General features: G+C 63.8%; 8 protein-coding genes and 1 pseudogene. 2 read left to right on the top strand and 7 right to left on the bottom strand.

All coding sequences use genetic code 11. From position 1 onward, the window contains the following. Positions 1-68: 68 nt before the first annotated feature. Positions 69-1493, top strand: coding sequence for an aldehyde dehydrogenase family protein (locus tag B2246_RS00045; protein ID WP_286962448.1), 1425 nt, complete (start codon positions 69-71; stop codon positions 1491-1493). Positions 1494-1541: 48 nt separating this feature from the next. Here the strand turns inward: B2246_RS00045 and B2246_RS00040 are convergent, their stop codons facing one another. The 5 genes from B2246_RS00040 to B2246_RS00020 all read right to left on the bottom strand — a co-directional run bounded on the left by B2246_RS00040 (position 1542) and on the right by B2246_RS00020 (position 9092). Beyond that, the gene (locus B2246_RS00040; protein ID WP_286962447.1) at positions 1542-2414 is read right to left on the bottom strand and encodes an acid phosphatase; all 873 of its coding nucleotides are present in this window, start codon (positions 2412-2414) and stop codon (positions 1542-1544) included. 142 nt (positions 2415-2556) lie between these two features. Then, positions 2557-4071: an efflux transporter outer membrane subunit gene (locus tag B2246_RS00035; RefSeq protein WP_286962446.1), complete on the bottom strand. Its 1515-nt coding sequence runs from the start codon at positions 4069-4071 to the stop codon at positions 2557-2559. Position 4072: 1 nt separating this feature from the next. Further along, entirely contained in the window at positions 4073-7318 is a 3246-nt protein-coding gene (locus B2246_RS00030) for an efflux RND transporter permease subunit (RefSeq protein WP_286962445.1), read from the bottom strand. A gap of 15 nt (positions 7319-7333) precedes the next feature. Further along, positions 7334-8551, bottom strand: a complete 1218-nt coding sequence (locus B2246_RS00025; RefSeq protein WP_008652549.1) for an efflux RND transporter periplasmic adaptor subunit — start codon at positions 8549-8551, stop codon at positions 7334-7336. Between the two features lie 85 nt (positions 8552-8636). Then, positions 8637-9092, bottom strand: coding sequence for a semialdehyde dehydrogenase (locus tag B2246_RS00020; protein WP_234707069.1), 456 nt, complete (start codon positions 9090-9092; stop codon positions 8637-8639). 724 nt (positions 9093-9816) lie between these two features. Here B2246_RS00020 and B2246_RS00015 point away from each other — a divergent pair. Next, positions 9817-10266 (top strand): annotated as a pseudogene (locus B2246_RS00015) (LuxR family transcriptional regulator); the annotation flags it as partial. Positions 10267-10786: 520 nt separating this feature from the next. Here the strand turns inward: B2246_RS00015 and B2246_RS00010 are convergent. Together B2246_RS00010 and B2246_RS00005 are read right to left on the bottom strand one after the other, a co-directional pair. Then, positions 10787-11620: a hypothetical protein gene (locus B2246_RS00010; protein ID WP_035884043.1), complete on the bottom strand. Its 834-nt coding sequence runs from the start codon at positions 11618-11620 to the stop codon at positions 10787-10789. A gap of 52 nt (positions 11621-11672) precedes the next feature. Beyond that, positions 11673-12269: a tetratricopeptide repeat protein gene (locus tag B2246_RS00005; protein WP_035884044.1), complete on the bottom strand. Its 597-nt coding sequence runs from the start codon at positions 12267-12269 to the stop codon at positions 11673-11675. Positions 12270-12493: the final 224 nt, after the last annotated feature.

Raw genomic sequence — 12493 nt, 5'->3', positions numbered from 1 at the left:
AGACGGCTTATCAGAACAATAAATCATTCCTAGACTGCGTTGCACATCCCACCCGAAAGGAATTCACCATGCAACGCATCGAACACATCTACATCAACGGAGAATTCGTCACGCCACATGGCCAGGAATGGTTCGACCTCTACAACCCGAGCACCGAGGCCGTCATCGGCCAGGTGCGGCTGGGCGACGCAGAGGACGCGCAGCGCGCCATCGCGGCAGCGCAGGCCGCATTCCCCGCCTGGTCACGCACCACGCGCGCAGAGCGCATCGCCGCGCTGCGGCGCATGCACAAAGCCATCGCGGCACGTGAAGACGAACTGATGGAAGCCATCCTGGTTGAATATGGCGCGCCGCTGGTGCGCGGGCGCTGGATGGCGACATACCCGGCCGACGTCATTGCCCAGGCGATAGAGGCGCTGGAGTCGTTCGTGTTCGAAGAGCAAGCGGGCGCTGCCAAGGTAATCCATACACCCGTAGGCGTCGCGGGTCTGATTACGCCGTGGAACAGTGATGCAGGGTTTATCTGCAACAAGCTGGCCACCGCACTGGCGGCCGGTTGCACCGCCGTCATCAAGCCCAGCGAAATGAGCGCGATGCAGACGCAGGTCGTGATCGAGGCGTTGCATGAAGCCGGCCTGCCCCCGGGCGTGTTCAACATCGTCAATGGCCGGGGCGACGTCGTCGGTGAGGAGATTGCGCGCAACCCTGGCGTCGCCAAGATCTCGTTCACGGGCTCGTCTGCGGTTGGCCAGCACCTCGTGGTCGCAGGAGCGGCCACGATGAAGCGCGTGACGCTGGAACTGGGTGGCAAGTCGCCCACGGTGGTGCTGGACGATGCGGACTTTGCCGCCATCATGCCGCTGGCGCTGCAGGCCGGCTTCCTCAACAGCGGTCAGGCTTGCATCGCGGGCACGCGCATTCTTGTGCCACGCAGCCGACTGACCGAGTTCGAGCAGGCCGCGAAGGCGGCGATCTCGCAAATTCGCTCCGGCGACCCGCGCGATGCCGACACCGACATCGGCCCGATGGTCAGCCGGAAACAGTGGGAACGGGTGCAGGACTACATCCGTCTTGGGCAACAGGAAGGCGCGACGCTACTGGCAGGTGGTGAAGGCCGGCCCGAAGGCATGAACACGGGATGGTTCGTGAAGCCCACGATCTTCACGCATGCCAACAATCAGATGCGCATTGCTCGCGAGGAGATCTTCGGCCCCGTGCTGACCATCATCCCCTATGACGACGAAGCCGAGGCGATTGCCATTGCCAACGACACGCGCTATGGCCTGAGCGCCCTGGTATTGGGCAAGAACCCGGAAACCTGCGAACGGGTGGCACGCCAGATCGATTCCGGCCGCGTGCTCGTCAACACCCTGGCGCACGAGCCGCGCGCACCGTTCGGAGGCTTCAAGCATTCCGGGCTCGGGCGCGAAATGGGCCGATGGGGTATCAGCGCGTATCTGGAGCCGAAGACGTTGATGACGAACGCAAGCTGAGCCCGACAGCCCGGCGCCAATCGGCGCCGGTACCTGTCGGCCGATGCCTCACGGGGTCGTCGTCAGTGCCGCGGCTTCCGCGGCACAGTCCCGCACCGGCGGCAGACCCTGGGCACGCACCTTGGCCAATTCGTCGCGCGCTGCGGCCAGATCGGCCTCGAATACCGGATCGGCATGCATACGCGCCACCGTGGCCGCCGCCACCATGCGGCCTTCATTGACGTCGCTCTGCCAGTGCACGTTGCAGGCGATGCGGCTTTGTCCGAAGGCACGGCCGCGTGCCAGGATGGCGTCCGCGCGATCGGGGGCGACCTCGGTCAGCACCAGCGCCCACGCCCAGCCCGCCGCGCTATGACCGGACGGATAGGAACCGTCCTTGGCCAGCTTGGCTTCCTCGCCGGGCGTACAGGACGGCGTGTGAGTGGCGACGAACGGACGCGTGCGGTTGTAGCGATCCTTCGCGCGGTAGGTCGCCAGGCCCGCATCGACCAGCGTCCGCCGCAGCAGCATGTACAGGCGCGGCGTCTGCGCCTCGCTGACGGGCGCGTTCAGCGCGCAGGAAAACGTGCCTGCCGCTGCCGGGAAGCTGAGGTCCGCGTCGAGTTGCGCCTGCTTCCAGCGTGCCGACCCCGGCTTGGCCCACTGGGTCTGAGCCAGCCTTGCGGTGTCCTTGTCCAGCGCGAAGGCCACCGACTCGGCCGCCGGCGGCGGTGGCACCAGCGCCAGGCTATCGGGGCGCGCTTCCGGGGCCAGGTAGCCGGCGGGAATGCCGGGACGCAGCTCCGGTACCTTGGCTGACGTGGCCGACTGGGCGGACGGATTGGCGGCGCAGCCGGCAAGCAGCCCGGCCGCTGCGGAGATCGTCAGGGCCAGCACCGCAAGGCGTGCGGGGCGCGGTGAAATCAGGGAACGGTCGGACATTGGGATCGTTTCATGTGTGGGTGTACCGGCAGGCTACCGCTGGCGCGGACATTCGAGAATCGGGCACGACCCCAAGTCGTATCGAACTTTCACCCACTCAACCGCCCACGAGCCGATCCTTCTCCGCCCCCTCGCCCATCCTTCACTGCGGCGATGTCAACCCGACCGTGCCCGATGCGCCGTAGTCAACCGGTGCATCCGCCGGACGCGGCGTCTCGCCCGCACGCTCGATCCAGCCGCCTCCCAGCGCGCGGTATAGATCGACGAGGTTGGTCAGCCGCGCAAGCCGCGCGTTGATCAGCGTCTGCCGCGATGTGTAGAGGTTGGTTTGCGCCGTGAGCACTGGCAGGAAGCTGTCCACGCCCGTCCGGTAGCGCAGTTCGGAAAGCGTGAGCGTGCGCTGGTTCGCAAAGGTGTTGCGCTCCAGCGCGGCGATCTGCTGATCGTACGTGCCGCGTGCAGCCAGCCCGTCGGCGACCTCGCGGAACGCCGACTGGATCGACTTCTCATAGCTGGCGATCTCAATGCGCTTCTCGACGTTCGCCAGTTGCAGGTTCGCGATATTCGCGCCGCCTTCGAAGATCGGCAACGTGATCTGGGGGACGAAGCTCCATGCCGTCGAGCCCGCCTTGAACAGCCCGCCAAGCGAAAGGCTCTCGGTACCGAATGCGGCAGTGAGCGAAATCTTCGGGAAGAATGCCGCTCGCGCCGCGCCGATGTTCGCGTTCGCCGCAAGCAAGGACTCCTCGGCCTGCATGATGTCCGGGCGGCGGGTAAGCAGGTCCGATGGGAGCCCCGACGGAATATCGGCCAGCAGGGCCTGGCCATCGAGCGGCAGGCCTTGCGGCAGGTCCTCCGGCAATGGCTCGCCAATCAGCAGGACGAGCGCATTCACGGCTTGCGCGCGGGCGCGCAACTGCGCCTGGAGGTTGGCCTGCGTTTGCTCCACCACACTCTGCGCCTGCCACAGGTCAAGCTCGGTACCGGTGCCGGTATCGAACTGGATCTTTGTGAGGTTGTACGAGTCCTGCGCCGTCTTGAGCGTGTCCTGCGTGACCTTGAGCAGGTCATCGTCGGACAGCAGGGTCAGGTACTGGTCCGCAACCTGCGAGACCAGCGAGATCTCCGCCGCCTTGCGCGCATAGGCCGTGGAGAGGTATTGCGCCAATGCCTGATCCTTCAGACTGCGGATACGCCCCCAGAAGTCGATTTCCCATGACGCCTGCAGGCCGACGTTGTACACGCTGTAGGGGTTGTTCTGCGTGACCTGCAGCTCCGACGGCAGGCGTGATCGGGTGTCCGTGGCCACGGCATTGATCGCGGGGAACAGTTCGGCGCGCGTGATCTGGTATTGCGCTCGGGCAGCATCGACGTTGAGCACTGAGACGCGCAGGTCGCGGTTGTTTTTCAGCGCAATCCCGACGAGCTGCTGCAGGCGCGGATCGATGAAGAAGTCGCGCCAGCCGATATCGGTCGCGGGGGCGTCATTGGCACTGCGAGGACCCTGGTCGCCCGTGGCGACACCCGGCGGCACCGCGTAGACACCACCCTGCGGAAAGGTCTCCGAAACTGGCGCGTCGGGCCGCTGATAGGACGGCGCCATGGTGCAGCCCGCGAGGAGCGCGGCGGCCGCTGCAAAGACGGTTCGCTTGTCCATGTCAGTGTCCTTCCTTGCCCGGGCCGCTATCGCCGCTTTCGCCGTTACTGCCACCGCTACCACCGTTGTCACTGTTCTCGGCATCGTGGTCGTGCGCGTGGTGCGCTTCGTAGTGCTGCAGCGCGACGTCGGGGTCTTCCTTCTCCCCGGCCACGCGCGCGCGAAGCACGACGAAGAACATCGGGATCATGAAAATGGCGAGGAATGTGGCCGTGATCATGCCGCCGATCACGCCCGTGCCGATCGCGTGCTGGCTGGCCGAACCGGCGCCATTACTGATCGCAAGCGGTGTCACGCCGAGAATAAACGCCATCGACGTCATGAGGATCGGCCGCAGCCGCAGTCGCGACGCTTCGAGCGCCGCCTCGATCGGTCCCATCTTGCCCTCAGCCTGCAGGTCCCTGGCGAACTCGACGATCAGGATGGCGTTCTTCGCGGAGAGGCCGACCGTGGTCAGCAGGCCCACCTGGAAGAACACGTCGTTTTCAAGGCCGCGCAGCGTCACCGCGAGCAGTGCACCAAGTACGCCGAGTGGCACCACCATGATGACCGCGAACGGAATCGACCAGCTCTCGTACAACGCAGCGAGGCACAGAAACACCACGAGGATCGAGATGGCGTACAGGATCGGCGCTTGCGAGCCGGACTGCCGCTCCTGGAACGACAGTCCGGTCCATTCGTACCCGATCCCGTCGGGCAGCTTCGCCGCGATCTTCTCCATGGCCGTCATCGCCTGGCCGGTGGCCTTACCTGGAGCAGCCTGGCCCTGAATCTCGATCGACGAGATGCCGTTATAACGTTCGAGCTTCGGCGATCCATAGGCCCAGTGCCCCGACGCGAACGCGCTGAACGGCACCATTCCGCCCGTGCTGTTGCGCACGTACCAGAGATGCAGATCCTCTGGCGTCATGCGGTATGGCGCATCGGCCATCGCATATACCTTCTTGATCCGGCCATCGGTGTCGAGGAAGTTGTTCACGAACGCGGACGCCCACGCGATCGAGAACGTCTGGTCCACGGCCGATGCCGTGACGCCGAGCGCGTTCGCCTTCTCCCGGTTGATATTGATCTTGAACTGCGGCGTGTCGTTCAGGCCGTTCGGCCGTACGAGGGCGAGCATCGGGTCCTTTGCCGCCATGCCAAGCAGCATGTTGCGCGCCTCCATCAGTTTCTCGTGGCCAAGGCCCGCGCGGTCCTGCAGTTCGAAGTCGAAGCCCGAGGCCGTGCCCAGCTCGGGAATCGACGGCGGATTCACCGGAAACACCATGGCGTCCTTGTAGCTGGCGTAACGTCCGAACATCCGGCCCACCAATGCCTGAACCTTCTGGTCGGCACGCTTGCGTTCCTTGTAGTCCTTCAGCCGGACGAACGCGAGACCCGAATTCTGCCCATTGCCCGCGAAGCTGAACCCGCCCACTGTGAACACCGATTCGACGATGCTGCTCTCGTCCTTCATCAGATAGTCCGCGATATTGGCGAGCGTACGCGCCGTGATCTCCTGCGTCGAACCCGACGGCGTCTGCACAAGCACAAACATCGTGCCCTGGTCCTCGTCAGGCAGGAAAGACGTCGGCAGACGCAGGTACAGCAGGCCGACCACGGCGATCACCGCGAGATAGATCACAAGCCATCGCCCCGAACGCTTGATCACGTGGTACACGCCGCTGTGGTACTTGTCGCGGCTCGTCTCGAACATCCGGTTGAACCACCCGAAAAAGCCCGTCTTCTGTTCATGGTGGCCTTTCGGGATCGGCTTGAGGATCGTCGCGCACAAGGCAGGTGTGAGGATCAGCGCCACCAGGACAGACAGCACCATGGCCGCCACGATCGTCAGCGAGAACTGGCGGTAGATCGCACCGACCGAACCGCCAGAGAACGCGACCGGCACGAACACGGCGGAGAGCACGAGCGCCACGCCGATCAGCGCGCCGGTGATCTGCCCCATCGCCTTGCGGGTGGCTTCCTTTGGCGACAGTCCCTCCTCGGCCATCACCCGTTCGACGTTCTCCACGACCACGATCGCGTCGTCCACCAGCAGGCCGATGGCGAGCACAAGCCCGAACATCGATAGCGTGTTGATCGAGAAACCCACCGCCGCCATGATCGCGAACGTACCAAGCAGCACCACCGGCACCGCGATCGTCGGAATCAGCGTCGCCCGCAGGTTCTGCAGGAACAGGTACATCACAAGGAACACCAGCACGATGCCTTCCAGCAGCGTCTTGATGACTTCCTCGATCGACAGGCGCACGAACGGCGCCGTTTCGTATGGGTACTCCGCCACCAGACCGTGAGGGAAGTACTTCGAAAGCTCCTCGATCTTCTGCCGCACGCCCATCGCGGTGTGCAGCGCGTTCGCACCGGTTGCGAGCTGGATGCCGAGCGCCGTGGCCGGATGTCCGTTGTACCTGGAATCCACGTTGTAGTTCTCGGCGCCGAGCGCGACGCGTGCCACGTCCTTCAGCCGTACCTGCGAACCATCCTGGTTCACCTTCAGGAGGATGTTGCCGAACTCCTCTGGCGTGCGCAGCAGCGTCGATTCGGTAACGGTCGCCTGGAACGACTGGCCCGGCACAGCTGGGGTGCCGCCGAGCTGACCACCCGCTATCTGCACGTTCTGGGAGGTAATCGCGCTCGTCACGTCGCTCGGAGTCAACTGGAAGTTGGTGAGCTTGTTCGGGTCCAGCCAGATGCGCATGGCGTACTGGGTGCCAAACAACGTGACGGTACCCACGCCATTGACGCGACTCAGCGGGTCCTTGATGTTCGAGGCAACGTAGTTGGCGAGGTCATAGGCGTTCATGCTCCCGTCCTGGGAGTAGAACGCCGGTACGATCAGGAAGCTGCTGCTCGATTTGGTGACGCTGATGCCGAGTTGCTGCACCACCTGCGGCAGGATCGGCGTGGCCAGCTGCAGCTTGTTCTGCACCTGCACCTGCGCAATGTCCGGGTTGGTGCCGGGCGCGAACGTCAGCGTGATCGTCGCTTGTCCGGAATCGTCACTGGTCGAGGAGAAGTACAGCAGATGGTCCAGTCCGCTCATCTGCTGTTCGATGACCTGCGTGACGGTGTCCTCCACCGTCTTGGCGGACGCGCCGGGGTAGGTCGCGGCGATCTGGATGGCCGGCGGCGCAATGGTCGGATACTGCTCCACCGGCAGCGTGAATATCGACGCACCCCCTGCCAGCATCAGGATGATGGCGATCACCCAGGCAAAGATCGGGCGATCGATGAAGAATTTTGCCATGTCGCAGGCTCCCGGTTAGTGCGCTGCGGCGGTTGCGGCGGCAGTTGCGGCGCTAGCGGGGCTGGCCGAGGGGCGACTGGCAGCGCCCGGCGGCGGCGGCAGTTGCGCGGCGACAGGCTTGACCGTCGCACCGGCGTGCACCTTTTCGACACCCTGAACGATCACGCGGTCGCCGGGATTCAGACCACTATTGACGATCCAGTTCTGGCCCTGCGCGCGCGCTGCAACGACCGGACGCGACACGACCTTGTTGTCCTTGTCTACGATGAGCACGGACGCCTGGCCCTTCTGGTCGTGCAGCACGCCCACTTGCGGCACAAGGAAGGCCGTGTCGTTGGTGCCCTCGTCGATACGCGCGCGCACGAACATGCCGGGCAGCAGCACGCGGTTGGGATTGGGGAACAGCGTGCGGATGGTGACCGACCCGGTGGTCTGGTCGACGGTGACATCGGTGAACTGCAGCTTTCCCTGCTCCGCGTAGGTACTGCCGTCCTCAAGGATCAACGTTACCTTCGCCGCGCCCGGACCGCTCGTTTTCAGCCGCCCCTCCTCGACTTCCCGGCGGAGCTTCAGACCGTCCAGACTCGATTGATTGAGGTCCACGTACATCGGGTCCATCTGCTGCACCGTGGACATCAGCGTGGCCTGGCTCGCCTGCACGTAAGCGCCCGGTGTCACCTGCGAGATACCGACCTTGCCCGTGACTGGCGAGATCACATCGGTGTAGTTCAGGTTGATCTGCGCTGCGTCCACCGCCGCCTTGCCAGCGTCGACGTCGGCTTCCGCCTGGCCCTGCGCCGCCACCGCGTTGTCATAGTCCTGCTTGCTCACCGCGCTGGCCAAAACGAGCACCTTGTAGCGCGCCACCAGTGCGTTCTGCGTGACCAGGTTCGCCCTGGCCTTCGCCAGCGAAGCCCTGGCGTTGTTGAGCGTGGCGACATACGGCGCGGGATCGATCTTGTAGAGCCGCTCGCCGGCCTTCACGTTCGAGCCCTCGATGAATTCCCTGCGCAGTACGATGCCGTCCACGCGTGCACGCACCTGCGCTACCAGGAAGGCGTTCGTGCGGCCGGGCAGCTCGGTCACGACCGGCACGGCAGTCGGCTGGACTACCACCACACCCACTTCCGGAATCTGCGGCGGCGGGGCTGACTGCTTTTGCCCACATGCGGCGAGCACAATGGCAACCGTCGCAAGGCCGATCTGGCGAAATGGCACCCGTTCCATGCGCATGAGGGGACCTCATAGGTTTGCCGAATGAAAGCAGACAGCCCGGCGGGTTCGAGAGAGACAGGCAAAACGGCCCGGGGAATCGGCGTCACGCGTGCGCGACGGCCAGCCGGTAGATGTCGGCCGATTCCAGGACCGGCTTCGTCACGCCGAGGCGCACGACATTCAGCATGGCATCGCCGATCAGTCCAGTGGTCAGAATGCTGGCGGGCGATATGCGCCGGAGCAGCACCAGCAGCGGCCTGAACACGACATACATCCACCGGTAGATCGCGGTGCGCGACTGGATGCCGCCTTCGGGAACGATCGCGGACGGCCGGAAGATGGCAACGCCTCCAAATGGCAGCCGCTGCAGCGCGTTCTCGGTTTCGCCCCGGACGCGCGCCCACATCGTCTTGCCCTGTTCGCTGCTGTCCGCGCCGGCGCCTGACACATACACCATCTTCATGCCCGGGCTGCGGGCGAGCAGCTGTTGCGCGCAATGCAGCGTGAGGTCGTAGGTGACCGCGCGGTATGCCGGCTCGGGCATGCCGAACGAAGACACGCCAACGCAAAAGAAGCATGCGTTGACATCCGCAAACATGGCACCTGTCGCTTCGAAGCGACTCAGCTCGGGAACAACGTAAACGCTCAGCCTCGGATCCACGTAACCGGGTGGTGCGCGCCGGCCCACCACGATGATCCCGGTGACGTCTCGGGCTTCAAGACACGCCCGTAATACACCTTGGCCAACCATTCCCGTCGCACCGATCAGGACAACTCGCATAGCGTTGCTCCGACGGTCGTGGCAATGCTCGCGGCGAATGGCGTATTGCCTGGCCCGCAAGCATTACGGGTTCGGCGAGCGCCTTCCGCGCCTGCAACTCGGACAATCAATGTGAATACAGTCACTCATTTATAGTAGAAAAATCCGATGCGTGATGCCGCACAACACGGCGATGCGCGTCCGCGCCCCGCTGCTGGCGCGATCTGAGCGCGAACTGAACACCGTCACAGTGGGCGTTCGCAACGACGAGTCGTGGTCTGTTTTGCGCGATGCAAGGGGGTATCGGGTTCATGCGCCGCGCTTCGACCGATAGACAGAGTTTGAAACGCAATGTCGGAGCGCATCGGATGCCCCGCGCGGGCGTCCGCACGAGTGCCACGGAACGACTGCGAGGCCTCTCTCATGCGCGGCGCGCGGCCCCAGCGTTCCGGCATCGCCCCCAGTCTTCCCGCCCAGTCGCTCATGGCGCCTTGACCGCCCCTCCCTCGCCGGCCAGCTCGACCTGTCCCGGGCCACCAGCCCGGTGCCGTCGATCGGCGAACCTGACGCGAACGCGTTTGCGGCGGAGATCCTCAAGCTACTGGGTGACGTAGCAGGCCTCTCGCAATGCACGGTCTTTGCTTATGCGTTCGGCAACCGGCCACGCACCCTGTCCGTCGCGGACCATCGCGGCGGGCGGTATCTGCGCGATGTGGCCGACACCAACGCGAGCCGGTTCCATGCGCCGGACGGCAACCAGCGCATCATGGCGACGGCCGGGCCCCGAGGGTGTCCAAGTGACAACGGTCTGATGCTGCACCAGCAGACAATCGACGAGATCGCGCATAAGGCCTACCGTGCGGCGTGCTATCGGCACCCCAACGTATCGGACCGGCAGCCCCTGCTGGTGCCGCCAGCCGAGGACATGAGGCTGTCAGTGAACCTGTATCGTGACCGCAGCCGGGGGCTGTTCTAGAAGAGCATTCGCGAGGGAACAAGGCTACCGCCGCTCTTGGGGCAAGCTGCCAGAAAACCATAAGTCTCAATGCGCGTTCTTGAACGCGCCGAGATAAACAAACGGAATCAGAACGCTGACGATCAGGATCACGCCATGGATGGCGTTTAATGGGACAAGCACCTGATCATTGGGACCGGGCGCTTTCGACGCCGGCTGACGCAGCCAAAGTCACTGCTGGAAGCGTGGGCAATGGAATGGAAGAAGCGCAAGGAAAAGCGCACCCGCTGGTACGCGTTCCTTGAACGGCCCAACTTGCTGCTCGATTGACTGGCCATTTACTGGGGCGGTCGCTGCAAACGTCTACGGAAGGCGCGGCTGCGAGCAGCGACATTGCAGGATCGGACTCCGCTGTGCCGTCGCGCCCGCTTATCAGGCATCGAAGACAACGTCCACCGGCGCGCAAATCAGTCGCTACCTCCGCAAGGGCAAGGTGCAGACCGGCTCGTCAGAGCCGGCCCTGACCGTTCAAGGGAGGTTACGAACCTACCTTGAGCTGGCCGCCACGCCCCAGGCCGCCCTTGACTTCCTGCGCCTTGTAGTTGCGCAGCGAGATCACCATGTTGTTGTAGGCGTCCATGAAAGCTGCCACTGTGGCCTTGCCTTCAGGCGTGCGGGAAAAGCCGCCAAGCCCACCGGCGGCACCGCCACCGAAGGCGCCCATCGCGGCACCGAAGTTGGTTGCCGTCGCATTGCCTTCCGAGATGGACAGCTGGACGCCCGAACGGATATCAAACATGGTCAACGTCACGACCGATGCCTTGCCCTGCATGGCCCCGCCAACGAGCGCGCCGACGCTACCCAGCAGGCCGCCCACACCGGCAACCATCTGGCCCGTGGCGTCGTTATCGATGATGATCGATGGCTCCATGTAGTAGTCAGCCGCTACGCGCTGGCCCTTCTGCTGTTTCGAACCTGCACGGAACTCGCCGGAATTGCGCTGCTTGTCGGTAATCGACGAAAGCTTGCTTTCGGTACGGTTGTTGCCAACCGACGTAATCACGAAGCAGTTCGACTGTTGCACGGCCAAGCGGATCAACGGCTCGATGGTCGTGATCTTCGTGGCTGCACCGAAGCTGGCATACCATTCCTTGCCACGGCCATCATCCACAGCGATCGTGCCCAGAGGCGCGTCGCATCGCTCCAGCGCCTGATTGGCATTCACGCTCGTTGCGCCGCCCGCGGCACCGGTTGCTGCCGTGGGTGCTGTGCCGGTACTGATCGTGCCGCCGCCCAGGTTGGCACAACCAGCCAGAGCCAGGGACGTGACCAATGCGGCCATACGCAAAGAAGTTTTCTTGTTTTTGTACATGGAATCGCTTCCTGTTGGTGGAATTGAAGCAAGAAATCTGGGGAAAGGAGAGTTAGCGCAGGTACCAGCCGGAAGGGCCCCAGACCCAGTAGTACGGAGCGCTGCTGTACCACGCAATCCAGGACGTGCGATAGGCTTCGCGCACCCGATACAGACTCTGTTCATCGTTCTTGGCGGCCTGCGCTTTTGGAAGCAGGTCCTTGGCTTCCTTGCTGCCCTTGGCGGCAGCGAGTAACAGCCAGGACTCTGCCTGCGCCGGGTCCGAGCCCATCTCCTCGAGGCCCATCAGATAAATGCGCCCAAGCGCCAACTGAGCCTGCACGTGGCCGTTGTCTCCGGCCTTGCGCAACCATTCGATGGCTTGATAACTGTTGCGCTCGACACCGTCGCCGCGCAACAGGCGCAGGCCGAGGTCATAGGCGCCGTTCGGATTGCGCTCGGCCACCTCTGTCAGCGCCTGCATGCGGCGCTCGGCATCGGTTGGTTGTGCGCTTGGCAATGTCGATACGCGCCGATCCTGCTCGGTGCAGGTGTTGCCGTTGCACAGGCGTACTGTCTGCGACCGCGGCGTCAACTGTCCTTCCGGCGTCTGTGCGCACCCGGCAAGGCCAAGAACTGCCACGGCCCCGCAACGAACAAGAATATGCATGGATACCCCCCGCCCCGAGATACGCATGCGTCTCTCGAAAATGCTATTTGTAAGTAATCGTATGAAATTGTAACAGCGCAATATGCAATCTATAAAGCTCATTGTGTGAGCCGCAAGCGCATTGTGGTGCGCATGGCACGAACGTTCGCATAGATAAGTTACTTAATATGCACAAAATGCAGACTCACGCAATTCCCCTCAAAAAAAGGTTCAACGAGGAATTC

The organism is Cupriavidus sp. UBA2010, assembly GCF_002335265.1.
GTDB classification, from domain to species: domain Bacteria; phylum Pseudomonadota; class Gammaproteobacteria; order Burkholderiales; family Burkholderiaceae; genus Cupriavidus; species Cupriavidus metallidurans.
The sequence above is the reverse complement of the archived record's forward strand: the minus strand, read 5'-3'. Positions and strand labels throughout refer to the sequence as shown.